Below are 25179 nucleotides of genomic sequence, written 5' to 3' on the forward strand. Positions count from 1 at the left end.
TCGCGGGTTCGAACCCCGTTTTCCGCTTTCAAATACCGCGCCGGGGTGGCGGAACTGGCAGACGCACAGGACTTAAAATCCTGCGGTGAGTGATCACCGTACCGGTTCGATTCCGGTCCTCGGCATTAGAAATATGTAGCACCCATAGCTCAACTGGATAGAGTGTTTGACTACGAATCAAAAGGTTAGGGGTTCGACTCCCTTTGGGTGCATAGTTAGAATATCTGACTTCAGATTTAAAGGGCATCTTTCGTTCCTTTTATGTCTATAGTCTTTTTTTATTAACTTAGTTTATTTTCGGGAAGTAGCTCAGCTTGGTAGAGCACTTGGTTTGGGACCAAGGGGTCGCAGGTTCGAATCCTGTCTTCCCGATTGTTAAAGCCTTACTTTTTAAGCAAGGTTTTTTTGTTATGTAAAAATTATCAAAGTCTTTTTTTAAATATTGTTAAGCCTATTATAAATGATATAATGTATGTGAGTGCAATCAATTTCTTGGGTAGTAGTTGGGAAAGGTAATATAGCTCTTAGTAGCTAGAAAAATTGGATGGGAGAGAAAAAGAAAATGAGAAATTTTATTGAAAAAGTTAAATCAGAGCGTTGGTACTTGTTGGTTCTATTGCTATTTTTAGTAGTAGGAATAGCTGGGTGTGGCGAAAGTAAAACAGAACCCAAAGATACACCAGAAGATAAACTGACTGATTTAGCTGTTGGTGATGGGGTAACAATGTATGGAGTGACAGTAACAGTCAATTCTATAGGTGAAGGTGAGCCGGCATTAGGGTCAACAACATACAAAGTAAATGTCACTTATAAAAATGAGACTGGCAAAGGATTGAATATATCTCCGTATGATTGGCATACTGTTTTACAGACTGGTTCTGACAAGGCGCATGTTGGTGGGAAATCGTTTAATTTGGAAACGTTGAAAGACGGGGAAGAATGGACAGGAGACGTCACTTTATGGGGAAATGATGATCCTGTGAAAGTTAAATTTTCGTCATCTTTTTTAAGTATAGCAAACGATGACAGAGAAGCGACCTGGCTGATTCAATAATATTTTGAATGAGTAAAGCCAAGTAATTCTGCATTTAGCAAGGCAGAAGGCTACACATTAAGATTCTAAAAAACTAAATGATTTTTAAGAGTGCTTCCCTTCAGAGGAGCTTCTTAGTATGAGAAAAGCATCCTTTGCTTAGGTGAGGATGCTTTTTAATATACATGAAGAACGGACAAGATGAATTGTTTGAAGGATTATCTAAGCCTAAAACTTCAAGATAGAAATAGGTGTATTTTTTTGAGATGTGTAATTTTTTTCGAAATTTCGATTGAAAATGCATGAGTATAAAACATTTAAAATGTATTCGATAGACAGTTGGGAGGAGAAGGTTGAAACCTTGAAATCCGTGTGTTCATTGTTAGGTATTCTTAATACTACTGTGGCATATTTCGCCAGCTGACTGTCTAAGTTTGAAGTGATAGCAATGATAGGTGTTCCTCTTTTAGTGAAGATACGGGCTTCATTGATTGTTTCCGCTGTGTTGCCGCTATAGGAAACAATAATGGCTGCATCTTCTTTTGTCGCATTGGCGGCTAGATAGAACTGTTCTGGCTGTAAGTGAACAAGATGAATATACATATTGATCCGCAGAAGCTTTGTTTGAAAATCTGTTAGGCGAATGAAAGAGTTGCTGACGCCGACAGCTAGGATATTTTTGGCTTGCATGAGTAAATCCACACTTTTATTAAGCTCTGCTTCGGTTAATAGGATTTGTGTAGATTGAATAGATTCTTCTGTAAGCTGGGCAATTTTTTTTGCGACTACAATGTCAGAGTCACCTGAACGAAAGGGCATATTAGCATCAATATTACGAATATTTTGATAATGTAGTTCTAAATCCCGGGAAAGTCTTATTTTAAACTCTTTAAAGCCGCTGCTGCCGGCTTTTTTGCATAGGCGGACAATTGTAGAGGTGGAGGAGCTGGTAGCTTCTGCCAGTTCATAGATAGACATATGAAGTACTCGTTCAGCATGAGCAAGAACAAACTCAATAATCAAGCGTTCATTAAAAGTAAATTTTTTTTCCTGTTGCAGTTCTTCAATTAAATTCATAAGATCACCCACTTGATAGTATAAAGAAACTTTGTTTCGCCATCAGTATACCTTATTCTAGTTATTTATGAAACATAGTTACAGAGTGAAGGGCTGCTATTTACTTAAAATTGAAATGGAAATAAGATGAATTCATAATAAATTTTTTCATTTTTGGGAGGAGATTCAAATGGAAAAACTCACTGGTTGGGTTGAAGCGACATTAGTCCCGAAGGTATCTAAAATAACGAATTTGAGATATTTTCAGGCACTTAGAAATGGTTTTTTTGCAATTATGCCGTTAACAATTATTGGTTCGATTTTTATGCTAATTACGGATTTTCCTGTATCCGGTTACGAAGAGTTCATGGCAGGGATTTTTGGCACAGGCTGGATGGATTTTATCTCCCCTGCTTACCGGGCTACGTTTAATATGATGGGGATTATTTTTGCCGGCACGATGTCTTATAAACTGGCGGAGAGCTATGACATGGATCGATTGACTTCGCTGGTTTTAGGTCTGGTAGCCTATGTGGTGGTTTTACCTAAGACAGTGGTTGCTGAGTCTGGAGAAGTTGTCGGGCGGGTTCTGTCATTTAACTGGCTTGGTACGCAAGGAGTTATTACTGCGATTATCATGTCGATTCTTTCTGTTGAAATTACCCGTTTCTGTGTAAAGAAGAATCTGATTATCCGGATGCCGGAGAGCGTGCCTACTATGGTGAGTCAGGCTTTTAGCGCTTTGTTGCCGGGAATCTTTGTTGTGGGTGTCTCACTAATTATTAATGGGGTAGGTGTAGTCTTGGCTGATTCTTTCCCAGAACTGATTTATGCGGTGATACAGGCTCCGCTGCAAGGACTTGTGGGAACACCGTTTGCAATTATTGTGGTAGCGGGTTTGAATGGTTTGCTATGGTGGTTTGGTATCCATCCAACAGTTATCAATTCTATGCTGTATCCGATTCTTTATGCAAATGCTGATAAGAATCAGGCGCTAGCTGAACTAGGTAAACTAACTGCTGAAAATGGCAATTTCGGTACGGTTCAGATGCTGGATCAATTCGCCACAATAGGTGGTGCCGGCTGTACGATTGGGTTAGCGATTGCAATGGCGATTGTAGGACGCTCTTCACGGATGAAAGCAATGTCAAAAATTTCTTTTGTTCCTGCGTTTTTCAATATTAATGAGCCGCTAATTTTCGGTTTGCCGGTTATCTTTAATCCGCTGATTTTAATTCCAATTACTATTGCACCTATTGTTTCTGTTTTAATAGCGCTTGTATCAATGAAGATAGGTTTTATGCCAATGTTTACTAATATTCAAGCACCGTGGGCAACACCGTTTATTTTCTCTGGATTTCTAGTTGGCCAGTGGCAGGGAGCCGTTACTCAGATTGTTTCGGTGGTAGCCTGTGTAGCCATATTCTATCCGTTTGTGAAAGCATTGGATAATCAGTACAAGAAAGAGGAAGCACACGAAATTCCCGATTCACTTTAAGGAAAGAAGGAAATAATGATATGAATGAGTATTATGAAAATATTTGCTGTGAGGTAGAAAAGACAACGGGAAAGGCTTATCATGCAATGACTCCGGAAATTGTTCAAACCTCGTCCTTTTTCTTTCCAACCTATGAAGAATTCATGGCAGCCAGCGTAGATGAAAAGAATAATTACGTATATACGCGCGGAACAAATCCAACAACTGAGATATTGGAAAAGAAAATTGCTCAACTTGAAGGTGGAGAGAAGTGTAAGGTCTTTTCATCAGGGATGGGGGCAATATCTGCAACGCTGTTTACGTTACTGGCACAGGGAGATCATGTGTTAATGGTGAATACAATCTATGGAGAGTCACTCTCATTCATGCAGGATATGGGAAAGTTTGGCGTAGAGCTGACAAAAATTGATGTAGCGACAACAGCTGAGGTTGAAGAACACATTCAGGAGAATACAAAGCTCATCTATTTTGAGAGCCCATCTTCTCAAAAGTTCGAGCTTTTAGATATGGAAAAAATTACTGAGCTGGCGAAAAAGCAGGGAGCCTATACAGTTATCGATAATACGTGGGCATCACCACTGTTCCAGCACCCGTTAGATTACGGTGTGGACGTTGTTATTCATTCCTGCTCCAAATATATCGGCGGGCATTCGGACATCGTTGCAGGCGCTGTGGTAGGCTCAGAACAGCTGGTGGACGAGATATTCGAAAAAGGGCATCAGGCTTTAGGAGCAGTCAACAGTCCGTTTAATTCATGGCTGGCTATCCGTGGGTTACGTACGTTAGCTGTACGGATGGCTCATCAGACAAAAGCAATTAAAACGGTTTTAGATTGTTTAAGTAAAGATCACCGTATTAGTAAAATCTATCATCCGTACCTTGCTGAAGGGGAGCAAAAACAGCTGGCTGATAAATATCTTAAAGGATACGGCTCATTGTTTGCGATTGATTTACAGGATACGGACTTTGATCATTTGAAAACATTTGTCAATGCATTAAAGGTCGTTACAATTGGGGTTAGCTGGGGCGGCTTTGAAAGCTTGGCTTTACCAGTATTTAAAGGAAGTAATCTAGAAGCTGTGAAAAAACGTGGTCTTTCTCCATCACATATTCGAATGTATGTTGGACTGGAAGCTCCTATGTCGATTGTAGAAGATATTCGTCAGGCTTTAGACCAAGCCTATGGAAAGGAAGTAAAAAATGAAGAAAACGCATAATTCAGATAAATTAAGCGCATTAGGACCCTATTCTCATGGTGTGGCGGCCCAAGGAGAAACAGTCTATCTTTCAGGACAACTGGGAATCAATCATCGTACAAAGGAAATGGGCGCAGATATTAATGCTCAAACTCGCTTTGCTTTAGAAAACGTACAGCTGCTGTTGTCAGAGTTGGGTTTGGAGATGAAGGACGTAGTAAAGACACTAGTACTGTTGAAGGACATTGCTGATTTTCAGGAGATGAATCAAGTCTATAGTGAATTCTTTACAGAAGAGGCTCCAGCCCGCAGTGCTTTTCAGGTAGGAGCATTACCTAATAACGGGTTAGTAGAAATTGAAGTAATCGCTGTAAGATAGGTTGCTTTATAATTAATAAAAACTAAAAAAAGCCTCATACAAAGCTGAAAATAGGCTTCGTATGAGGTTTTTTTATGTGTAGAGCGTGTTGGGAAAAATGAGCTTATTTCTATGTCACAGCTTTCTTTTGTATTATATTTTTTGTTCAGCCCGTTTAATTAACTGAGTAATTTCATTATGTGTGGGAACCAATACAGGGCCATGTCCGCAAAAAGTTTTGTAAATTGTATAATCTGCGTATAGACTTTTGACTGAATCAACAGCTGCCTGCTTATCTACAGTAGCAAAAGCTGGAAAAGGAAAACGCCAGCGCAAATCTCCGGAAATAGCAGCTCCGCCCCTAGTTTGAATTAAATCACCTACGTAGCTTGAAAGACTCCGTGTATCAATCAATGAAATTGATCCATTGGTATGGCCAGGCGTTTCATATACAACTAAGCTTCCTAAGACATCTTTGTGCTTCAGCAGCAGCTCCGGTTCTATCGGTAGATGGATATTTCTCACGCCTGTTTTACTATCTGAAAATTCTTGTGCACCAATGCAGACTTTTGCTTTTGGAAAATAATTTTTTATTTTATTGATATCTCCAGTATGATCGGCTTGTGCATGGGTCAGAATGATATACTTCAAAGGTTTGCCGGTATCCTCTACCGCTTTAATGATGGGTTCTGCCATCCCTTGTTTACTACAATCGATTAGTACACAGTAGTCTTTTTCTAAAATAATGTAGCAATTTATAGGAAATATCCGCGGCATCGTAATCAGCTGCAGTGATTCTTCAGTGGAATGATAAATTGTTTTCATATGTTTCCTCCTTGATTTCTTCAAATAATTTTTCAATAAAACTATCTAAAGAGTGATCAGTGCCGCTATTTTCCAAGTGCTGTTTCAACTGCTGAAAGTCATCCGTATAGGGGATTTTAACAGCTGTAGAATTGCCTGATAATGGCGCACGGCTCTCTCTAAATCGCTAATTTTTTTCTCTAGTAAAGTTTTACCCTGCTGGTTGCAGTCTTCAGAAAGCTCCTGGTCAAAGAGCAGCATGAAGGTGTTGATTTCCTTTAGAGAAAAGCGGGCATATTTCATTACAGCGATATATTTTAGCTTGAACAGCTCTTCTTTTGAATAGATGCGGTAATTGTTGTCGCTGCGTTTAGGTGTAATCAGTTTTTCTTTTTCATAATACCGGATAGTGTCTTTCGAAAGGTTTGTCAGTTTAGCAATCTCGTTGATTGTCCATTCAGTGGTCATGTTGTTTTCCTCCTGATTTCATCATAACATTAGAGTAAACTCCAAGGTCAATACTGAAAATGTGAATTATTTGTTGAAAATCCTTTGATTTTTCAATAAAGTATAAGCTTTCTTCTTTATTTACTTGTACAAAAACGATATAATTATGGTCAGTATTAGTCAAGGGAGAAGGATAATGTCATGAACAATAAGAACACTTCTGATCTGATTGAAGCCTATTTGAAAAAGATACTAGAAGATAGCAGTAAGATTGAGATTCGACGTGCCGAGATGGCCAATTTATTCAATTGTGTCCCTTCCCAGATAAATTATGTAATTAATACTCGTTTTACCATTCAGCGGGGATATTCTGTTGAAAGTAAACGAGGTGGAGGCGGCTATATCCGAATTGCCAAGGTTCAGCTATCTGACAGTACACAGCTGCTTAAGCAGATGGAGCAATTCATTGGTGATCAGCTATCAGAGAAAGACGCATTGGTTTTTGTGCAGAAATTATATGAAGAAGAAGTAGTGACGAAGAAGGAAGGCAATTTGATGCTTGCTGCTTTGGGAAAAAATGTGCTGGGAAAATTTGGCGCACAGGAAGATTTTTTACGTGCTCAGTTAATGTATGCTTTTTTGGAGCGTCTGAGCTATGAGGAGGAATAGTTTATGGATGAGTTATTTACAGATAGCGCTAAAGCCGTTTTGGCTATTGCACAGGAAGAGGCAAAATATTTCAAGCATCAGTCGGTTGGCTCAGAACACTTGCTGCTGGCATTAGTAATTGAGCCGAAAGGTATTGCCGGCAAAACACTGCGCCAGTTGAATGTAGACAAAAATGATATTCGCGAGGAAATTGAACACTTGATGGGGTACGGAATGGCAAAATCCTATCCAAAAGGGATTTATCTACCTTATTCACCTCGGGCGAAGCAAATTTTTGCTTACTCTGGAGAAGAAGCTAAACGCTTAGGTGCTCCGAATATTGGGACAGAGCATTTGCTGCTGGGGTTGTTGCGTGATGAAGATATATTAGCTTCACGAATTCTAGTAAATTTAGGTTTAAGCCTAATCAAGGTTCGGCAGCTGCTTATGAAAAAAATTGGTATTAATGACCCACAGATGGCGATGTCTGGCAACAAACGGAAAAATCAAAAGGGTGCTGCGCAAAAGGGCGGCGGTACACCTACACTAGATTCGCTTGCTAGAGATTTAACGAAATTGGCTCGAGAAAAGAACCTTGATCCAGTTGTTGGCCGTTCAGATGAAGTAAGAAGACTGATTCAGATTTTAAGTAGAAGAACTAAAAATAATCCTGTACTGGTTGGTGAACCAGGTGTAGGTAAAACAGCAATTGCTGAAGGTCTGGCACAGAAGATAGTTAATGGAGAGGTTCCTCAGGCTATGCAGGAAAAACGTCTGATGATGTTGGATATGGGTGCACTGGTAGCCGGGACTAAGTACCGTGGCGAGTTTGAAGATCGATTGAAAAAAGTCATCGACGAAATTTATCAAGACGGTCAGGTAATCCTGTTTATCGATGAGCTTCATACGTTAATTGGTGCCGGCGGTGCTGAAGGAGCAATTGATGCTTCCAATATTTTAAAGCCGGCATTGGCTCGAGGCGAACTACAGACGATTGGTGCAACAACCCTAGATGAATATCAAAAATATATCGAAAAAGATTCTGCTTTGGAAAGACGTTTTGCTCGTGTGCAGATTGATGAGCCAACACCGGAAGAAGCTATTGAGATTTTGAAGGGACTACGGTCCAGATATGAGGCTCATCATGGGGTTGAGATTACTGATGAAGCACTGCATGCAGCAGTACAGCTTTCTGTCCGCTACATCAATTCACGGCAATTGCCGGACAAAGCGATTGATTTGATGGATGAGTCAGCAGCTAAAGTTCGTTTGGATTTGGCGGATGAACCTTCAGAAATTAATCATTTGCGTACAGAGATTCAGGAACTGTCAGATGAAAAGGAAGAAGCTATTCTGGAACAGTCCTTTGAAAGTGCAGCGAGACTGCGGATGAAGGAAAAGAAACTGATGCAGAAACTGGAGAATTTGTTGCTGCTGGAGCAAAAAGAAGCATCAGGTTATACAAATAGAGTAACAGATGAAGATGTTGCAGCAGTGGTTTCTCAATGGACAGGCGTGCCGCTGCAGCAGCTGGAGAAAAAAGAGAGTGAACGATTGATGGAGCTCGAATCAATTCTTCACCATCGTGTTGTTGGACAAGATGAAGCAGTTCAAGCCGTTTCCAGAGCAATTCGCCGGGCACGAAGCGGTCTGAAGGATCCGGATCGGCCGATTGGTTCCTTTATGTTCCTTGGTCCTACTGGAGTAGGAAAGACAGAGCTGGCGAAAGCATTGGCTGAAACGATGTTTGGCAGTGAAGATGCCCTGATTCGGGTGGATATGTCTGAGTTTATGGAAAAATATAGTACCAGCCGACTGATTGGTTCACCTCCAGGGTATGTAGGTTATGAAGAAGGTGGTCAGTTGACTGAAAAAATTCGTCAAAAACCATATTCTGTAATCTTGCTGGATGAGGTGGAAAAGGCTCATCCGGATGTTTTCAATATTCTTTTACAAGTGTTGGATGATGGTCATTTGACTGATTCTAAAGGACGTAAGGTCGATTTTAGAAATACTATATTGATTATGACGTCAAATATTGGTGCAACTGCGATTCGTGAAGAGAAGAATGTTGGATTCAACGTTCAGGATTTAACGAAGGATCATAATGCAATGCAGAAGCGAATTTTGGAAGAACTGAAAAAAGCATTTCGTCCGGAATTTCTTAACCGGATTGATGAAACGATTGTCTTCCGTTCGCTGGATCAGGATGAAATTCATGAAATTGTTAAGATAATGAGTAAGGCTATTGTGGTACGGATGGCTGAACAAGATGTCTATGTGAAGATTACACCATCTGCAATTGATGTCATAGGAAAAGTAGGCTTTGATCCTGAATACGGTGCACGTCCAATCCGTAGGGCTCTGCAAAAAGAAGTAGAGGACCGCTTGAGTGAAGCACTGCTTTCCGGTCAAATTCATTTAGGCGACAAAGTAACAATTGGTGCAAGCAAGGGTAAGATTACCTTAAATGTCAAAGCACCAGCTGCTAAGAAGGAATTGCAGACGATTTAACTCACTTGAGTATTGAATAGTATAAGTGCTAAAAGAAAGAAGACTGAGGTCGGAGTAGTGCTCTGGGATTTCAGTCTTCTTTTCCTGCATTTTTTTCAGAATTCTTTGTGAAAATCAAAGGAAAGCCCTTTACTCTATTGGAAAGTTTGTGAACCTGTGATACTATAAAGCAGTCGCAAAGGGAGGAAATACAATGATTGAAATTATTGCAACAGCAGAATCTGTGGAGCAGGCAAAACAACTGCTGGCTGCTGGCGTAGATACCTTATATATTGGCGAAGAAACGTTTGGTTTGAGGCTGCCCGCCTCTTTTTCAAGGGAAGAGCAGCAACAGATTATCACTTTAGCTCATGAGGCAGATAAAGAGGTGATTGTTGCTGTAAATGGTATTATGCATCCAGATAAAATGAAGCTGGTTCCGGAATACCTGGAATTTTTGAGTGAGATTGAACCGGATCGAATCGTTGTCGGTGATCCGGGAATTATTTATCTTTTACAGCAGAAAAAAACGGCTATTCCTTTTATCTACGATGGTGAAACAATGGTGACCAGTTCTCGCCAGATTAATTTCTGGGCGAAGCGGGGAGCTGTCGGAGCAGTTTTAGCTAGAGAGGTTCCTTTTGAGGAAATGACTGCAATGGCAGAAAATCTAGCTGTGCCAGTCGAAGTGCTAGTGTATGGAGCAACCTGCATTCATCAATCCAAACGTCCGTTGCTGCAGAATTATTATAATTATACACAGTCGGATGAACAAAAGGATAAGGAACGTGGTTTGTTTCTATCGGAGCCTAAAAAGGAAGATACACATTATTCAATCTATGAGGATAGTCACGGTACGCATATTTTTGCGGATAATGATATCAGTATGATGAACGAGCTGCATCACTTATATGAGCATGGGTATCAGACGTGGAAGCTTGATGGTATTTATGCACCGGGGACGAATTTTGTTGAGGTGGCTAAGCTGTTTGTTGAAGCAAAATCAGCTTTGGAATCAGGTGGCTGGTCTGAGGCCTCTGCTGCTGATTTACAAGAAAAAATCAATCAGCTGCATCCTGCTGGGCGTGGACTGGATACTGGTTTCTTTCATTTAGATCCAGCAAAAATTAGATAATCAAGACGTTTTATTTAACAGAAAATGAGGTCAGTGTCGGCTGAAAAGAGACGACAGGACTAATATTATGAGGATGAGGAGTCAAGAAAGATGGAAAAAGAGCGAACATTGAAGCGTCCCGAGGTGCTGGCGCCAGCCGGGACGCTGGAAAAACTAAAGGTTGCCATTCATTATGGTGCGGACGCTGTATATATCGGTGGAAATGCCTATGGACTGAGAAGCCGTGCCGGCAACTTCACCTATGAAGAGATGCAGGAAGGGGTGGCCTTTGCCAAAGAGCATAATGCGAAAGTATATGTAGCAGCAAATATGGTTACTCATGAAGGAAATGAGGAAGGCGCTGGAGAATTTTTCCGTGAGCTTAGAGATTTGGGCATTGCGGCAGTGATTGTTTCTGATCCCGCATTGATAGAAATCTGTGCAGAGGAAGCACCGGGATTGCCCATTCATCTTTCAACACAGGCTTCAGCAACCAATTATGAAACATTGGAATTCTGGAAGAATGAAGGTCTTGAGCGGGTCGTTCTTGCCCGTGAGGTTTCAATGGCGGAAGTTGCAGAAATCCGTAAAAATACAGACGTAGAGATTGAAGCATTCATTCATGGAGCGATGTGTATCTCCTATTCAGGACGCTGTACATTGTCTAATCATATGTCAATGCGTGATGCTAACCGGGGAGGCTGTTCTCAATCCTGCCGCTGGAAATATGATTTGTATGATATGCCGTTTGGAACAGAAAAACGCAGCCTGACTGCAAAGGGTACTGTTGAAGAAGAGTTTTCCATGAGTGCTGTTGATATGTCAATGATTGAACATATTCCTGAGTTAATTGAAAATGGTGTGGATAGCTTCAAAATTGAAGGCCGGATGAAATCCATTCATTATGTTTCGACGGTTGCTAATGTATACAAAAAAGCAGTAGATTCCTATATGGAAGATCCGGAGAACTATGAATGTAAACAGGAATGGGTGGACGAGCTGTGGAAAGTAGCACAGCGGGAGCTTGCTACAGGGTTTTATTATAATACGCCTTCTGAAGAGGAGCAGTTATTTGGTCCGCGCCGGAAAATTCCTGAATATAAATTTATTGGTGAGGTAATGGGGTACGATCCAGCAACTCAAACAGCGACTATTCGCCAGCGTAATCATTTCAGTGTAGAGGATGAAATTGAATTTTATGGTCCTGGGTTCAATCATTTCTATCAAACAGTAGAAGTGATGTACAATGAAGATGGCGAGTCGATTGATCGGGCACCTAATCCAATGATGATTTTGACGATGCCGGTGGCTCAGCCTGTTTCTGTCGGAGATATGATTCGCAAAAAGAAATAGATGATAGAGCTGAAAGAACGATTTTCAGCTTTTAGGCTGATACAGGATCAAGAACTGTTATCAGCCTTTTTCAATTGAGTATTGGAGGAGGAGAAAGATGGTTAAGACATATGATTATATTGTAATAGGAGGAGGCAGCGGCGGCATTGCTTCTGCTAATCGTGCAGGGATGCATGGCGCTAAGGTGCTGCTTCTTGAAGGCGGAGCGATTGGCGGCACCTGTGTGAATGTCGGCTGTGTCCCTAAAAAGGTAATGTGGCAGGCTAGTACGATGAGAGAAATGCTGGAACGGGATATGGCTGGCTACGGCTTCGATGCAGCTATCCGCTCATTTGATTTTCGCAAGCTTGTTCAAAATCGTGAAGAGTATATTGAATTCTTACATACAGCTTATCAAAGAGGTTTGGATTCAAACCATGTTGAGCGGGTAAATCAGTATGCTCAGTTTATTGATGAACAGACAATCAAGGCAGGTGAGGAAACATATACGGCTCCTAATATACTGATTGCAGTAGGCGGCCGTCCTAAAAAATTGGGGATACCCGGTGAAGAGTATGCAATTGATTCCAATGGCTTCTTTGCATTAGAAGAACTGCCAAAGCGTGTTGTTGTTATAGGGGCAGGGTATGTTGCTGCTGAACTTGCTGGAACAGTGTTAGGTCTGGGCAGTGAAACACACTGGGCGTTTCGCAAGGATCATCCGCTGCGCAGCTTCGATGAAATGCTCTCTAGTAAAGCAGTTGAGCATTACCAAAAATCCGGTATGATGGTTCATCCAAATGCTGTGCCAAAATTTATAGAGAAAAAAGAATCCGGTGAGCTGTTGATTTGCTTTGAAAACGGGATGGATATTACAGCGGATTGTATTATTTTTGGAACTGGCCGTGAACCCAATACGGATCGTTTAGGTTTAGAAAATACCGCAGTACAGCTGGATGAAAAAGGCTATGTGAAAGTCGACAAGTATCAAAATACAACTCAAAAAGGAATCTATGCAGTGGGTGATGTGATTGGGAAAATCGATTTAACACCTGTAGCGATTGCTGCGGGAAGACGTCTTTCTGAACGATTGTTCAATGGTAAAACAGAGGAATATTTGGATTATGAAACGATTCCAACCGTTATATTCACACATCCGCCAATTGGAACAGTGGGACTAACTGAAAAAGAAGCGATAGCGAAGTATGGAAAAGAACAAATCAAACTTTATCGTTCGACTTTTACACCCATGTATTTTGCTTTGGGGGAATATCGTCAAAAATGTGATATAAAAATGGTTTGTGTGGGTCAAGAGGAGAAAATCGTCGGACTTCATGCAATTGGACTAGGTGTGGATGAGATGCTTCAGGGCTTTGCAGTTGCAGTGAAAATGGGTGCTACGAAAAAAGATTTTGATAATACGGTAGCTATTCATCCGACTGGTGCAGAAGAGTTTGTAACCATGAGATAAGGACACTGGAAAACGCAGTAGAGTTCAGATTGGGTGGATAAAGGTATTTTTAAGAGTGTGTTTGACTGTTGAAAAGCATCTTGGCTGACCAGTAAGAGCTGTACTGTTTTTTTTTGATAGTTCGGGATGCTGGTTTTTGCTACAATAGAGAGAGGATACAAAGGGGAGTAGTGTATGGATAATAAAAGCAAGCAGGCCATTTTACTCATACATGGATTTGGCGGAGATGAACGTGAGCTGCTGCATCTGTATGAGTCTCTGCAGGAAAGATCCGCGGCGGTTTTTACAGTGCGTCTTGCTGGTCACGGCGGCAGCCGCAAAGAGTTTTCTCAATCAGTATATCAGGAGTGGCTTAAAAGTGTAGAGATGAAACTGGATGAACTGGAGACTAATTATCAGCAGATTACACTGGTGGGCTTTTCGATGGGAGGACTCTTGGCTATTCAGCATTCAGAAAGGCAATCAATCCAGCAAATTATCTTCTGTAATACACCGATGCACTTGTATAACTTTTCGGTGATGACAAGTGATATTTTGAAAGGACTTCTGTTTAAAAGCGAGCGCCATCGTCTGTTGTATTATTTTTCTTCTGCAGGAAACGTCTCCCTCCGAGCTTGTCTGGAATTTTTAAAGCTTTGGAATTTAACGAAGAAAAAGCTGCGCAGCAGTTTTCCAGAGGAAATGAAACAGAAAATACTGATTTTGCAGAATAGACGTGATGAAACGACACATTATAAAAGTGCGGATTATATTTTGAAATGTCTTGATCAAAAAGCAAGCATCAAGTTATATGACGGCGGTACTCATCAGATGTTTGAAAGTGAAAATAAGGATCAGGCCGTTCAGGATATTTTGACATTCTTAAATGTCTGATTTAATCAAAAAAACAACTGCTAAAAGTTGGATGAACTTTTAGCAGTTGTTTTTTAAGTCGTTCTTTTCAATATTTTTTCAGTAATCTCTAAAAGAGTTTCTCTAGTTTGTTCTTCTGTATCAGGAAGCTTCTTAATGGCCTTTAGGGCTTTCTGAGTATACTCGGTTGCTAATTTCTGAGCTTTATCCACACCGCCGGCTTTTTGAACAAGCTGATAAACATGTTGTGTATCTTCTGTGGATAAGTTTTCTTTCTTTTCCAAATAGCCCAGCAGTTCCTTGTTCTCTTTTAGTGCATAAAGTAAGGGCAGCGAGTAAACGCCTTGCTTGACGTCCTCTAATACAGGTTTGCCAATATGTTCAGAGGTCTGAGTATAATCGAGAATGTCATCGATTATTTGAAAGGCAATCCCAATATTTTCACCAATTTCTTTACATTTGCTGGAAAACTTTGCAGAACAGCCGCTTTCATAAGCTCCTGTAAAGCTGCTTAATGCGAAAAGCTCAGCAGTTTTTCCAGAAATATTTTCGATATACTGCTCAATTGTCATAGAACTATTGTAACGAGTGTCCATTTGCCCAAGCTCTCCAGAAAGGATTTTATCCATACTATGAGAATTAAGCTGAATGCTTTTTAATGAGGAAGAATACTCAGATAAAAGCTTAAAACAGCAGACGAATAAATAGTCGCCCGCATAAACAGCTGTCTGATTACCAAAGGTTGACCGGATAGTTGGCAGGCTTCTTCGACTGTCTGCCTCATCAACTATATCATCGTGAATCAGAGTAGCAGTATGGAGCATTTCAATTGAGGCAGCTAGTGCGACAGCCTTTTCCCGGTCTCTTTGAGGACCAAACTGGGAAAACAATAGCTGATAGGCTGGGCGCAGCAGTTTGCCGCCGGAATGAATCATTTTTAAAATAGCCTGCTCTACATCTTTATTTTTGATTTGGATGCCCTTTTCCATTGCCCGAAGAGTTAATTCAAGTTCGTTGGCTAATTGGGGATAAGGCTTCCACATTTGATGGATATTCATAGGATAAACTCCTTTAGTTCTTTTTAAAAAATCTCCCATTTTTGTTTCGAGTGTTGTTCATAATCCAGCTGAAACTTTCTAAGTGTCTGAACATGTTTCAATAAATAGTTGGCAGCAATTCCAATCGCAATTCCAGACAATAGCCCGAAAAAAGATAGGAACGGCAGATAGAGCATTGGTGCCCAGGACTGTGCAAAAAATGAAGTAGTCAAGAGCTGTCCGATATTATGCAGAAAACCGCCGGCAGCGCTGATACCAATGATACTCACACGTTTGGGTCCCAGCTGCTTTACTAAGAGCATACCAAGATAACTGAGAATTGCGCCGCTGGCACTATAGAAGAAAGTGGAGAGCGTACCGCCCAGCAGAGTTGCCAGTATCAGCCGTAAGCAAATCAGAAAAAAAGCCTGGTTTCTTTTCATTGTAAAAATAGCAATAATCGTAATTAAATTAGCTAATCCCAGCTTTGCTCCTGGAGCAAAAGCAAATGGGTAAGGAATCATATTTTCCAGCAAAGAGATGATTACGGCCTGGGCAACCAGCATAGAGATATAAATATTTCGTTGTAGTTTCGTCATTATGCACTATAGGCGCCCTAGTAAATCAGGCTGCCGTCCTCACTTCCATCTGAAGCCTCTACGGTGATAAATAAATTATGCGGCAGACAAGCAATGGGTGTCTCGCCGGGACGAGATATCCAGCCGCGGCGTACGCAGGCCAAATCGCCGCAATTTGCTTCAGTGATTCGAATACGGTTGCCATCCACCTCAATTAAATTGTAATCACCATCTGAATCTTCATATTTATATGTATAGACTGGAGTCCCTTCCTTTAAATCAAAGGTTTTAATCGTCTTTCCATCTACTTTTAAAACAGCCTGTAGGGTTGCTGTATCATCACTCTGCATGCCTAAAACAACAAGGGGCAAAAAAGAACCGACTGCCAAGAGCAGGATAATAATAATATCCCATGGACGGAGATGGCTATTTTTGATAAACGTTTTTATGTTCATTTTCTTTCCTCTCCTTTGCAGTTCTTAATTTTAGCACATTCAGGGAGAATGCTGAACAAAACAAGTTCAAAAGACAGCATTTTTTTTGATGAAAGATTTAAGAATAGAGAAAGCAGATTATTGAAGGTATCTAATGAGTGATTCTCTATGTGCTAATAAACTGTAAAAAAACGGCAGAACAGAAGCGATTTTCTCGGAAATAAGTGAGACAGACGGGAAATCTGCGGAGCAGTTTTCCGTCGCCTCTCATTACTTCACGAAGCTAATCACTTCTGTCCTGATTTTTTACAGCCGATTTAAAATCGAATAGACAGCGGACCTGGATTATAAATAAAATCCTAGACAGTCATTCTGTCTTAATACGAATAGACGGTAGAATATTGAAAGCTTTAATCCAGCCTCAAATGAAATACTTTGAAGTTATTTGGCTCCGTACCTCGATTTCGGTGTTCCATACCACCATTTGCCGAGTTTACGCTGTAGCCAAGGAATTACCCAGCGATCCAGACCCACTGCACGTCCAGAACCGTTCATTAAGGCAATTGCTACGAAGATAAACCAGATGTTTACCCAGTAGAACATCCCAGACAAACAGAAAGCAGCAACTAGACCAATTGTAGTTGCGCTGCACAGCCATGTGAATAGACCAGCAATCAAAGCTAAAGCAATCAGTACTTCGACAATTGTCATGAATTTCTGGAAGAATAGTGCAACTTCCTGATTTGGCATCATGAACTTCATTACACTTTCAAACCATTTAGGCATATGATCAAAGACCATCATTGGTTCTTCGCCATATGCATAGCTCAGTCCGAAATGAGCTGCTTGAGCAGCAGTATCGGCAGCAGCATCCGTTGCACCGCTGGCAGCTGTCGTTGCCTCAGCTGCGGCAGAAGCGCCAGTTGTTACTTGTTCCTGAAGCCATGGGAATGGGAATACCACCTTGTCTGTAAACCAAGAGCCTTCGCCAAACCAAGTGCCGGGTTTCAGGTAATCTCCAGTACCGACAATTTTTTTCATGGATTCTACCAGCCACATCATTCCGTAGAATACTCGCAGCGGTACGCTCCATAAAACATTGCCATAACGGGAAGAGTGTCCTCTAGCAACATTACGGTCATCTTTAATATGGAAGAACTCGTGCATCATATATTGGAACATATAATAACCAGAACGAATATCAAAGAAATACTTCAAATTGACAATATGCTTCATAATAATTGCTAAGAAGCCGCTTAAATGAATTTTATCAAAGAGATTGGCTACGCCCCATTTAGCGCCGATTGAAACCATAAAGCCTTGATAGTTTCCTTTAAACTTATGTTTTTCGCCGCCTTTGATATCTGCTACGATATTTGCAGCAGCTGTATGTCCAGTTTGCTCAGCAGCCTGAACAATTTGAGGTGTTGGTGTATCAGGAAATTCTTCATAATAAACCAAATCACCAATGATATAAATATTCTTGTCTTCATAACCTTTTGCCTGCATGAACTCATTAGCAATTAGTCGATTTCCGCGCGCTGCTTCTAAACCGAAGTCTGCTGCATCAGAGGTTGCCTTTACACCAGCAGTCCAAATCAGAGTATGCGTTGGAATTTCCGTACCGTCTTTCAGCTTAATGTGATCAGCTGCAACTTCAACAATAGGAGAATTTTTTAATAATTTAACTTGTTTCTTCTCCATATAACGCTCTGCTTTTGCTGCATCGTTGCGTGTCAACATATTCAGAATTGTCGGCATAGCTTCAACAACCATCAAGGTAAATTCGCTTGGATCAAGTTTTGTATCTTTTGCCAAACGATCTTTCCAGTCAATTAGCTCACCAATCATTTCGATTCCTGTAAATCCGGAACCGCAGACAACGAATGTCAGCATTGCTTTCCGAACTTCAGCATCCGGCTCCATTGCTGCCTTTTCAACTGTTGCTTCAATATGTTCACGAATCTTCAATGAGTCTTCAAACGACCATAGTGTAAAGCCGTTTTCCTTTACTCCCGGAGTTCCGAAATCATTCGGTTCTCCACCCATACCAATAACCAATTGATCAAACGGGTAAGAACCCAGTTTTGTTTTGACGATTTTTTTGTCTTTATCAATCCCTGTTACTGTGTCTGTGACAAGCTGAACATTCTTTTTGCGTGAAAACAGCCGTTGCAAATCATATTGAATGGCGGTCGGCTCTACACGTCCTCCTGCTACTTCGTGCAACTCTGTCATCATAGTGTGATAAGAATGGCGGTCGATCAAAGTGATCTCTACGTCATCTTTTTTTAGCTTTTTGGCTAAAAATTTGGTCGCTGATACCCCAGCGTAACCCGCACCTACAACGACAATTTTTTGCTTTGTCATTGATAATCCGCTCCTTAAAAAATAAAAATATAAAATTGATCATAATTTCGCAATCGAGTACATTATATAGTGTGTGAATGAATTTGTCTAATAGCAATTATTGATTTAAAAAAATAACCGACCTCACATTAAAAATTTGTGAAAAACTGGTAAATTTTTAATTTTCTTACAGTGCTGTATTGACATAAGTATGGAATTGGTTAGAATGTTAATTGAATCACAAAGTACCTTTGTGACAAGTCTCAAGTATTATATAATGAAAAAGGTGGTTAATAAAAATGAAAGCAAACAAATTTGTGAAAAGTTTTGCAGCAATTGCACTAACAACAATGGTGCTGGCTGCATGTGGGTCAGACAATAAAGATACAGCGAGCTCTTCAAGTGCTGCCTCATCAACAGAAGCTTCATCTTCAACAGCAGAATCTTCTGCAGCAGAAGCAGTAAAAGAAGCAGGGGCTGATTTACAAGACGGTACGTATAAATTGGAAGAAAAAAATTATTCAAACGACTACCGTGTATCTTTTGAAATTACTGTAAAAGACGGTAAAATCACAGAGTCTAAATATGACAACATCAATAAAGACGGCGAATCAAAAGCTGACAATGCAGACTACAATAAAAACATGAAGGATAAAGCCGGTACGAATCCAGAAGAATTTATTCCTAAATTTAACGAAGAGTTGGTTGCTAAACAATCACCATCTGATATCGATGTAGTTTCAGGAGCGACACATTCATTTGATTCATTCCAAAACTATGCGCAACAACTAATCCAAGCTGCTCAAGCTGGTAATACTGAAACAATCGAAATCGATAATGGTGCTGAACTGAAAGACGGTTCATACACATTGAAAGAGCAAAATAACTCAAACGGCTACCACACTGAATTTACAATGGTTGTAAAAGACGGTAAAGTAACTGAATCTAAATACGACAATGTAAATGATGAAGGTAAATCTAAACAAGAAGATACTGAATACAATGAAATGATGAAAGATAAAGCAGGTACTGACCCAGCAGAATTTATCCCAACATTTAACGAAGAGTTTGTTAAAGCAATGGGCGAAGAAGACGGCTCTCCTGCTGAAATGGATGTTGTAACTGGAGCAACTCACAGCTTCCATTCATTCGTAATCTATGCACAACAATTAATCAATGCTGCTGAAAAAGGCGATACTGCTGAAATCCTCGTTGATAACATCGTTATGAAAAAATAGTTCTTAATTAAAGAACCATCCGGCGACCAGAGAGAATCTATTTCTCTTTGGTTGTCTTTGTTTTAGTTTCTTTCGTTGATTTTAAGGCTATCAAAACTGCTTCTATACATAGTATTGTGATATAAGGGTGATTTTACTAGTTAAATTTTCTGCGCTGGATTATACTTGAAGGTGCTTTTTAGAGATTAGGGTAGAAAAACGTTTAATTGAAAAGAGGGATACGGATGAAAAAACGCACGTGGTGGCTGACAGCTGTATTAGTATTTATGACAGCAGTTTTGATTAGCGGATGCGGCAATGAAAAAAAGGATGAGGTAAAGGTGAACAAAGAGCCTTATTCAAAGCAGGAGCTGCTTCTTGGAACCTACGTCCAAATTAGAATTTACGATGACGGTAAAGAGAGTATATTAGATAAAGCTTTTGAACGAGTGAAAGATTTGGGTGACAGAATAACGGTGAATGAACCAGGCTCTGAAATCGATAAGATTAATGAAAGTGCTGGAATTAAACCAGTTGAAGTATCCGATGATATCTATAGTCTAGTGAAAAAAGCCTACACATATAGTGAAGATTCAAGCGGCGGTTTTGATATGGCCATTGGACCGATTACGCAACTATGGCACATTGGCTTTGACGATGCCCGCAAGCCGGCGCAGGAAGAAATTGATCAAGCGCTCAAGCTGGTGGATTATCATAAAGTTGTTCTAGATGATAAAGAAAAAACAGTATTTCTGGAAGAACCGGAAATGGCATTGGACCTTGGAGCTATTGCAAAAGGCTATATTACAGATGAAGTAGTAAAGGTATTGAAAGACAATGGTGTGACTACGGCAATTATCGATTTAGGTGGAAATGTCTATGTTATGGGGCATAGTCCACGAGGCGAAAAGGAAGACTGGAACGTTGGAATTCAGGATCCGAATAAAGCGCGTAATACAGTGATTGGTACTGTCAAAGAAAGTAATAAAACACTGGTTACTTCAGGCATCTATGAGCGCTATTTGAAAGTGAATGGGGAAACCTACCACCACCTATTTGATCCTAAAACAGGGTATCCGTTTGACAACGATATTGCTGGAGTGACCATCATCACGAATAAATCAATAGATGGCGATGGTCTTTCTACAGCAGTATTTGCTATGGGCGTGAAACAAGGTCTGGAGTATGTAGAAGGTCTGGATGATGTGGATGTAATTTTTGTAACAAAAGAAGATAAAGTATATGTCAGCAAAGATATTGAAAAAACATTTGAACTTGGCGAAGACTCTGGTTATACAATGGGGGACCGTTCAGAATTGAAATAAGGGGTAAATAATTTATGTCACTAAACGTGTTCTTAGAGATTGTAGAAATCCGTACCAAGCTGGCTAGTCTGTTTCCGTTTGCAGTAGGCGTTTTGTTCTCGATTGCCTATTTCCAGCAGGTATCCTGGCTGCATACACTATTATTTTTTATTGGGATGGTTGTTTTTGATATGGCAACCACAGCAATCAATAATTATATGGACTACCAAAAAGCAAAATCAGAAGTATACAAGCATGAAGAAAATATCATCGGCTCCTCAGGAGTTTCACCTGTCTTGGTAAGAAACATGATTTTTGGGATGATTGCCTTCACAGCAGTAATCGGTGTATTCTTAGCTGTTCAGACAGGCTGGCTGCTGCTGGTCATGGGTGGAGTGTGCTGTCTGATTGGGATTTTCTACACATTTGGACCAATACCGCTATCACGAATGCCTTTAGGAGAAGTTTTCAGCGGAGTTACAATGGGATTAGGCATTTTTGCTATGGTTGTCTACTTAAATGTAGTCAAAAATCCGCCGTTCTATCTAAAGCTGGATTTTAGCCAAGGGGCATTTGCACTGACTGGAAATTTATGGCAGTTATTGGCTGTTATTTGGGCCTCTCTACCGCTGGTTTTGACAATTGCAGATATCATGTTGGCAAATAATCTAAGGGATTTGGATACAGACATTGAAAATCATCGCTATACGCTAGTATATTATATTGGGCGAAAAAAAGGGACGCTGCTTTTTCAGCTGCTGATGTTGTTTTGCTACGGTATCATATTACTAGGCCTGCTTTTTGGTGTTTTCAAGTGGCCGATTCTATTGGTGCTGGTATCCTTTCCCAAGATTCGTAAAAATCTTCAGCAATTTAGAAAAGAATTGCCGCAGCCTAAAAGCTTCAGGTTTTCCATCAGCAATTTAGTGCTGTTCAACGGAAGCTACCTAGCAGGGTTGCTGGCTACAATAATACTTGAAAAAATACAGGGATGACTGCAGTCATCCCTGTATTTTTTTCAGGCTGATTTCCCCAGAAGATAAAGCTTTCTCATCGCCGTTTGGTAATTGGACGATTAATTCTCCTAGATTATTAATTTGTTTTGCAATCCCCTGATATTCTACTTGTTTCTGAATAAAAGTAACTTCTTTACCGAGAACAAAGGATTTTTTTCGATAGATATCTAAATAAGCAGTGTCTTTTTCGTTTAGAATTTTGTAGAAACGATTCCAGATTAGTGCAATCAATTCATTTTTTGTTATTGTCGGCTGACCGTCACTATATAAGGAGGTTGCTTTATCACGAATGTCCTCTGGAAACTCATCCTGTCTGATAGCAAAATTGATGCCCATGCCGATAACGATATTTGTGATTTGTCCTGATTCCACGTCGCTCATTGCTTCGGAAAGAATACCACAGACCTTGCGTCCATTAATATAGATATCATTCACCCATTTGATTTCAGAAACAATTCCAGCAGCTTTATCTAGTGCCTCGGCGATTGCAACAGCCATAATTAATGTATACTGAGCCATCTCCTCAAACCGCTGATTTGGACGCAAAAGAATACTCATATAAATGCCGCCGCCTTTTTTAGCAAAAAAAGGTCTGCCGAAACGACCTTTCGGCGCTTCCTGCATATCAGCAACGACAAGGGTGTTCTCAGGCTCGCCATTGACCGCCGCAAGCTTTGCATCCCGCATTGTAGAAGTGGAGGAGTCCAAAATTTTTATAGACAGGTCAGGCGTTTTCTCTGAAAGATACAAGCGGATTCCTTCAGCAGAGAGTATATCAGAGGGCAGGTATTGGTAGCCCTTATTTGTACTGCTGTTAATGAGATAACCTTCTTTTTTTAGCTCCTTAATTGCCTTCCAAATAGCAGTCCGAGAGACTTCAAGCTTCTGTGCCATTTCCTCACCGGAAATAAATTCAGGTGCTTGAGTCATTAGTAGTGTCAGCACGTTTTCTTTAGTTGTCATAAGTTCACGTCCTTATTTTTTCAGTGGTTTTCTTATCTACATAATTTCTATTAAAGATTTCTCTTACTAAAAGCGCCAGTTATTCCTAGTGAAGGAGTATCTGAAAAAATCAGATGCGTGCAAAATAATTGAATGCAGGGTGGAACATTCTCCCCTATCTTTTTCTTGAAGGGATATCTATAACTTTACCACATCTTAGAGAGAAAAATACGTCTTAACGTTGAGTTAAAATTCATCCTTTGGATGTATGTGAGAAGTGTAGATTTTTGATATAATTTTATCAATGATACAAGAAAAGAGGAAGAAAAAAATGGATAAGAAACAATTTGTTTGTGAGAAGTGTGGCAACATGCATTATGTGTCGGATCAGTTTCAAGCTACTGGGGGCAACTTTGCTAAGATTTTCGATGTGCAAAACAAGAAATTTATTACAATTAGCTGTACTCAGTGCGGCTTTACTGAGCTGTATCGCGGAACTACTTCAGACGGCTGGAACATTCTTGACTTCTTAATAGGTGGATAAATACCTCAGCTGGTAGCTGTTGAAATAGCAGAGAGCGGACAGAGCAAATTCTGTCCGGCTCTTTTTATGCTGCAGGAGCTCAGTTCTGGCTGTAAAAGATACTAAAGAGGGTAGACTCATCAACAGATGGGTCTACCCTCTCTTTTTTCTAGTTCGCTTTTGCTTTTTTTAAATCTGAGCGAATAAGGATTGATAAGGTTAATGCGATTAAGCAGAAAGCAATAAAAATCAGTAAAGTTGTATTGTAGTTTTTAAACGTTTCGTGAACAAAGGAAAGCAGTAATGGACCGACCATTCCAGCAGCAGCCCAAGCCGTTAAGATATAACCATGAATGGCGCCCAGCTCCTTTGTACCAAAGACATCGCCAATATAGGCAGGAATCACAGAGAAGCCTGCGCCGTAGCAAGTCATGATGATACAGATTAAAACAGCAAATAAAATTGGTGAACTGAAGAAATATAATGCAGTTAAAGCAATAACGTCGATAATAAAAATAGCTGTAAACACGTTGGGACGCCCGATGTAATCTGAAAGAGTGGCCCAAAACAATCGGCCGCCTCCGTTGAACAAGCCCATAATTCCCACCATGGCAGCAGCCATAGCGGCAGACATGCCTGTGATTTCCTGAGCCATAGGTGAAGCAGCTGAAACCAACGCAATACCGCAGGTGATATTGATAAACAGCATGAACCATAGCAGCCAAAAGCGTTTTGTTTTTATGGCTTCATTCGCAGCCAGCTGTGAATAATCTTCCTTTAATTTAACATGATTTTTCGTTTGTTTTTCATTGCTTTCTTCATAGCCGGCCGGTCGCCAGTCAACAGGTGGTTTTTCCAGGTATTGAGAAGCGATGAACATCACTGCAAAATAACAGGCACCTAAAATATAAAATGTTTTTGGAATGCCGACAGCAAGCATTAATTTCTGAGCAATCGGACCTGTAATCAAGGATGCGAAGCCGAAGCCCATGATGGCCATACCAGTTGCCAGTCCTCGTCGATCCGGGAACCATCGAATCATTGTCGAAACAGGTGTGACATAGCCAGCCCCCAAGCCTATTCCGCCGATAATCCCATAGGCTAGATACAGCAGCGGTAATGATTGGATATTAACAGCAACGCCTGTCAATATAATGCCGCTTCCGAACATAATGGATGCTACTGTTCCGGTTTTTCTTGGACCAAATTTTTCAACAAATTTCCCCATAAATGCAGCTGAAACCCCTAAACAGAAAATTGCAATACTAAAAGCAAAGGATATAGGTCCCTGCTCCCAGCCAGTCAGCTCAGCAATTGGTTTTGTATAGATACTCCATGCATAAGCTGAGCCAATTGATAAATGTACAGCGATTCCTGATGCGGCAATCAGCCATCTGTTTTTCACTTGTTTCATTTGTCTCACTCTCACTCTTTTCATTTTCACAAACCCTTGTATGTTATCGAGATATACATAACG

General features: G+C 40.5%; 23 protein-coding genes and 3 tRNA genes. 17 read left to right on the forward strand and 9 right to left on the reverse strand.

Annotation, left to right across the window (positions count from 1 at the left end; translation table 11 throughout):
* The first annotated feature begins 39 nt into the window (after positions 1-39).
* The 4 genes from ACYSNQ_RS17115 (at position 40) to ACYSNQ_RS17130 (ending at position 1054) form a co-directional block, all read left to right on the forward strand.
* Positions 40-125: transfer RNA gene (locus ACYSNQ_RS17115), tRNA-Leu, on the forward strand.
* Between the two features lie 13 nt (positions 126-138).
* Positions 139-212: transfer RNA gene (locus ACYSNQ_RS17120), tRNA-Arg, on the forward strand.
* A gap of 86 nt (positions 213-298) precedes the next feature.
* Positions 299-372: transfer RNA gene (locus ACYSNQ_RS17125), tRNA-Pro, on the forward strand.
* A 190-nt stretch (positions 373-562) separates the two neighbouring features.
* Positions 563-1054, forward strand: a complete 492-nt coding sequence (locus tag ACYSNQ_RS17130; protein WP_426084787.1) for a hypothetical protein — start codon at positions 563-565, stop codon at positions 1052-1054.
* A gap of 207 nt (positions 1055-1261) precedes the next feature.
* Here ACYSNQ_RS17130 and ACYSNQ_RS17135 read toward each other — a convergent pair whose 3' ends face one another.
* Complete coding sequence (locus tag ACYSNQ_RS17135; RefSeq protein WP_426084788.1) at positions 1262-2110, reverse strand: MurR/RpiR family transcriptional regulator; 849 nt, start codon at positions 2108-2110, stop codon at positions 1262-1264.
* A 169-nt stretch (positions 2111-2279) separates the two neighbouring features.
* On the opposite strand from ACYSNQ_RS17135, the gene ACYSNQ_RS17140 reads away from it, so the two are divergent.
* From ACYSNQ_RS17140 to ACYSNQ_RS17150, 3 genes are read left to right on the forward strand one after another with little or no spacing between them, the layout of a single operon-like run.
* Positions 2280-3587: a PTS sugar transporter subunit IIC gene (locus ACYSNQ_RS17140; protein WP_426084789.1), complete on the forward strand. Its 1308-nt coding sequence runs from the start codon at positions 2280-2282 to the stop codon at positions 3585-3587.
* Between the two features lie 20 nt (positions 3588-3607).
* The gene (locus tag ACYSNQ_RS17145) at positions 3608-4804 is read left to right on the forward strand and encodes a trans-sulfuration enzyme family protein (protein WP_426084790.1); all 1197 of its coding nucleotides are present in this window, start codon (positions 3608-3610) and stop codon (positions 4802-4804) included.
* Positions 4788-5162 carry a RidA family protein gene (locus ACYSNQ_RS17150; RefSeq protein WP_426084791.1) on the forward strand — a complete coding sequence of 125 codons (375 nt, stop codon included), beginning with the start codon at positions 4788-4790 and terminating at the stop codon, positions 5160-5162. The genes ACYSNQ_RS17145 and ACYSNQ_RS17150 overlap by 17 nt, the downstream gene beginning before the upstream one ends.
* Before the next feature lie 132 nt (positions 5163-5294).
* Here ACYSNQ_RS17150 and ACYSNQ_RS17155 read toward each other — a convergent pair whose 3' ends face one another.
* Both ACYSNQ_RS17155 and ACYSNQ_RS17160 read right to left on the reverse strand, forming a co-directional pair.
* Complete coding sequence (locus ACYSNQ_RS17155; RefSeq protein ID WP_426084792.1) at positions 5295-5966, reverse strand: MBL fold metallo-hydrolase; 672 nt, start codon at positions 5964-5966, stop codon at positions 5295-5297.
* Between the two features lie 84 nt (positions 5967-6050).
* Positions 6051-6413, reverse strand: coding sequence for a MerR family transcriptional regulator (locus ACYSNQ_RS17160; RefSeq protein WP_426084793.1), 363 nt, complete (start codon positions 6411-6413; stop codon positions 6051-6053).
* Between the two features lie 180 nt (positions 6414-6593).
* On the opposite strand from ACYSNQ_RS17160, the gene ACYSNQ_RS17165 reads away from it, so the two are divergent.
* The 6 genes from ACYSNQ_RS17165 to ACYSNQ_RS17190 all read left to right on the forward strand — a co-directional run bounded on the left by ACYSNQ_RS17165 (position 6594) and on the right by ACYSNQ_RS17190 (position 14323).
* Positions 6594-7061, forward strand: a complete 468-nt coding sequence (locus ACYSNQ_RS17165; RefSeq protein ID WP_426084794.1) for a CtsR family transcriptional regulator — start codon at positions 6594-6596, stop codon at positions 7059-7061.
* A gap of 3 nt (positions 7062-7064) precedes the next feature.
* Positions 7065-9554, forward strand: coding sequence for an ATP-dependent Clp protease ATP-binding subunit (locus ACYSNQ_RS17170; RefSeq protein ID WP_426084795.1), 2490 nt, complete (start codon positions 7065-7067; stop codon positions 9552-9554).
* A 193-nt stretch (positions 9555-9747) separates the two neighbouring features.
* On the forward strand, positions 9748-10668 hold the full coding sequence (locus ACYSNQ_RS17175) for a peptidase U32 family protein (protein WP_426084796.1): 921 nt from the start codon (positions 9748-9750) through the stop codon (positions 10666-10668).
* 90 nt (positions 10669-10758) lie between these two features.
* Entirely contained in the window at positions 10759-12000 is a 1242-nt protein-coding gene (locus ACYSNQ_RS17180) for a peptidase U32 family protein (protein ID WP_426084797.1), read from the forward strand.
* 97 nt (positions 12001-12097) lie between these two features.
* Positions 12098-13450 (forward strand): glutathione-disulfide reductase, encoded by a 1353-nt coding sequence (gor, locus tag ACYSNQ_RS17185; RefSeq protein ID WP_426084798.1) that lies wholly within the window; start codon positions 12098-12100, stop codon positions 13448-13450.
* 174 nt (positions 13451-13624) lie between these two features.
* Positions 13625-14323 (forward strand): alpha/beta hydrolase, encoded by a 699-nt coding sequence (locus ACYSNQ_RS17190; protein ID WP_426084799.1) that lies wholly within the window; start codon positions 13625-13627, stop codon positions 14321-14323.
* A gap of 53 nt (positions 14324-14376) precedes the next feature.
* On the opposite strand, the gene ACYSNQ_RS17195 is transcribed toward ACYSNQ_RS17190, so the two are convergent.
* The 4 genes from ACYSNQ_RS17195 to ACYSNQ_RS17210 all read right to left on the reverse strand — a co-directional run bounded on the left by ACYSNQ_RS17195 (position 14377) and on the right by ACYSNQ_RS17210 (position 18721).
* Positions 14377-15360, reverse strand: a complete 984-nt coding sequence (locus ACYSNQ_RS17195) for a polyprenyl synthetase family protein (protein WP_426084800.1) — start codon at positions 15358-15360, stop codon at positions 14377-14379.
* Between the two features lie 23 nt (positions 15361-15383).
* Entirely contained in the window at positions 15384-15938 is a 555-nt protein-coding gene (locus ACYSNQ_RS17200; protein WP_426084801.1) for a Gx transporter family protein, read from the reverse strand.
* A gap of 17 nt (positions 15939-15955) precedes the next feature.
* The gene (locus ACYSNQ_RS17205) at positions 15956-16372 is read right to left on the reverse strand and encodes a NusG domain II-containing protein (protein ID WP_426084802.1); all 417 of its coding nucleotides are present in this window, start codon (positions 16370-16372) and stop codon (positions 15956-15958) included.
* Positions 16373-16792: 420 nt separating this feature from the next.
* Positions 16793-18721, reverse strand: a complete 1929-nt coding sequence (locus ACYSNQ_RS17210) for an FAD-dependent oxidoreductase (RefSeq protein ID WP_426084803.1) — start codon at positions 18719-18721, stop codon at positions 16793-16795.
* A gap of 278 nt (positions 18722-18999) precedes the next feature.
* Here ACYSNQ_RS17210 and pplA point away from each other — a divergent pair, with 278 nt between their 5' ends.
* From pplA to menA, 3 genes are all read left to right on the forward strand, one after another.
* Positions 19000-19938, forward strand: coding sequence for an extracellular electron transfer flavoprotein PplA (gene pplA / locus ACYSNQ_RS17215; protein ID WP_426084804.1), 939 nt, complete (start codon positions 19000-19002; stop codon positions 19936-19938).
* Positions 19939-20204: 266 nt separating this feature from the next.
* Entirely contained in the window at positions 20205-21242 is a 1038-nt protein-coding gene (locus tag ACYSNQ_RS17220) for an FAD:protein FMN transferase (protein WP_426084816.1), read from the forward strand.
* A 14-nt stretch (positions 21243-21256) separates the two neighbouring features.
* On the forward strand, positions 21257-22216 hold the full coding sequence (menA, locus tag ACYSNQ_RS17225) for a 1,4-dihydroxy-2-naphthoate polyprenyltransferase (RefSeq protein WP_426084805.1): 960 nt from the start codon (positions 21257-21259) through the stop codon (positions 22214-22216).
* A 6-nt stretch (positions 22217-22222) separates the two neighbouring features.
* On the opposite strand, the gene ACYSNQ_RS17230 is transcribed toward menA, so the two are convergent.
* The gene (locus ACYSNQ_RS17230) at positions 22223-23200 is read right to left on the reverse strand and encodes a biotin--[acetyl-CoA-carboxylase] ligase (protein ID WP_426084806.1); all 978 of its coding nucleotides are present in this window, start codon (positions 23198-23200) and stop codon (positions 22223-22225) included.
* 310 nt (positions 23201-23510) lie between these two features.
* On the opposite strand from ACYSNQ_RS17230, the gene ACYSNQ_RS17235 reads away from it, so the two are divergent.
* Positions 23511-23723, forward strand: coding sequence for a zinc ribbon domain-containing protein (locus ACYSNQ_RS17235; RefSeq protein ID WP_426084807.1), 213 nt, complete (start codon positions 23511-23513; stop codon positions 23721-23723).
* Between the two features lie 148 nt (positions 23724-23871).
* Here ACYSNQ_RS17235 and ACYSNQ_RS17240 read toward each other — a convergent pair whose 3' ends face one another.
* Complete coding sequence (locus tag ACYSNQ_RS17240) at positions 23872-25116, reverse strand: L-lactate MFS transporter (RefSeq protein ID WP_426084808.1); 1245 nt, start codon at positions 25114-25116, stop codon at positions 23872-23874.
* Positions 25117-25179: the final 63 nt, after the last annotated feature.

This window comes from Enterococcus sp. LJL51, assembly GCF_054871795.1.

Bases quoted from the DNA above. Each gene is read 5' to 3' on its own strand.
- ACYSNQ_RS17140 (WP_426084789.1), top strand. From the start codon at position 2,280: ATGGAAAAACTCACTGGTTGGGTTGAAGCGACATTAGTCCCGAAGGTA.
- ACYSNQ_RS17230 (WP_426084806.1), bottom strand. From the start codon at position 23,200: ATGACAACTAAAGAAAACGTGCTGACACTACTAATGACTCAAGCACCT.
- ACYSNQ_RS17175 (WP_426084796.1), top strand. From the start codon at position 9,748: ATGATTGAAATTATTGCAACAGCAGAATCTGTGGAGCAGGCAAAACAA.
- ACYSNQ_RS17155 (WP_426084792.1), bottom strand. From the start codon at position 5,966: ATGAAAACAATTTATCATTCCACTGAAGAATCACTGCAGCTGATTACG.
- ACYSNQ_RS17190 (WP_426084799.1), top strand. From the start codon at position 13,625: ATGGATAATAAAAGCAAGCAGGCCATTTTACTCATACATGGATTTGGC.
- ACYSNQ_RS17165 (WP_426084794.1), top strand. From the start codon at position 6,594: ATGAACAATAAGAACACTTCTGATCTGATTGAAGCCTATTTGAAAAAG.
- ACYSNQ_RS17220 (WP_426084816.1), top strand. From the start codon at position 20,205: ATGACAGCAGTTTTGATTAGCGGATGCGGCAATGAAAAAAAGGATGAG.
- ACYSNQ_RS17135 (WP_426084788.1), bottom strand. From the start codon at position 2,110: ATGAATTTAATTGAAGAACTGCAACAGGAAAAAAAATTTACTTTTAAT.
- ACYSNQ_RS17180 (WP_426084797.1), top strand. From the start codon at position 10,759: ATGGAAAAAGAGCGAACATTGAAGCGTCCCGAGGTGCTGGCGCCAGCC.
- ACYSNQ_RS17200 (WP_426084801.1), bottom strand. From the start codon at position 15,938: ATGACGAAACTACAACGAAATATTTATATCTCTATGCTGGTTGCCCAG.
- gor (WP_426084798.1), top strand. From the start codon at position 12,098: ATGGTTAAGACATATGATTATATTGTAATAGGAGGAGGCAGCGGCGGC.
- ACYSNQ_RS17170 (WP_426084795.1), top strand. From the start codon at position 7,065: ATGGATGAGTTATTTACAGATAGCGCTAAAGCCGTTTTGGCTATTGCA.
- ACYSNQ_RS17145 (WP_426084790.1), top strand. From the start codon at position 3,608: ATGAATGAGTATTATGAAAATATTTGCTGTGAGGTAGAAAAGACAACG.
- menA (WP_426084805.1), top strand. From the start codon at position 21,257: ATGTCACTAAACGTGTTCTTAGAGATTGTAGAAATCCGTACCAAGCTG.
- ACYSNQ_RS17130 (WP_426084787.1), top strand. From the start codon at position 563: ATGAGAAATTTTATTGAAAAAGTTAAATCAGAGCGTTGGTACTTGTTG.
- ACYSNQ_RS17235 (WP_426084807.1), top strand. From the start codon at position 23,511: ATGGATAAGAAACAATTTGTTTGTGAGAAGTGTGGCAACATGCATTAT.
- ACYSNQ_RS17240 (WP_426084808.1), bottom strand. From the start codon at position 25,116: ATGAAACAAGTGAAAAACAGATGGCTGATTGCCGCATCAGGAATCGCT.
- ACYSNQ_RS17160 (WP_426084793.1), bottom strand. From the start codon at position 6,413: ATGACCACTGAATGGACAATCAACGAGATTGCTAAACTGACAAACCTT.
- ACYSNQ_RS17195 (WP_426084800.1), bottom strand. From the start codon at position 15,360: ATGAATATCCATCAAATGTGGAAGCCTTATCCCCAATTAGCCAACGAA.
- ACYSNQ_RS17150 (WP_426084791.1), top strand. From the start codon at position 4,788: ATGAAGAAAACGCATAATTCAGATAAATTAAGCGCATTAGGACCCTAT.
- pplA (WP_426084804.1), top strand. From the start codon at position 19,000: ATGAAAGCAAACAAATTTGTGAAAAGTTTTGCAGCAATTGCACTAACA.
- ACYSNQ_RS17210 (WP_426084803.1), bottom strand. From the start codon at position 18,721: ATGACAAAGCAAAAAATTGTCGTTGTAGGTGCGGGTTACGCTGGGGTA.
- ACYSNQ_RS17205 (WP_426084802.1), bottom strand. From the start codon at position 16,372: ATGAACATAAAAACGTTTATCAAAAATAGCCATCTCCGTCCATGGGAT.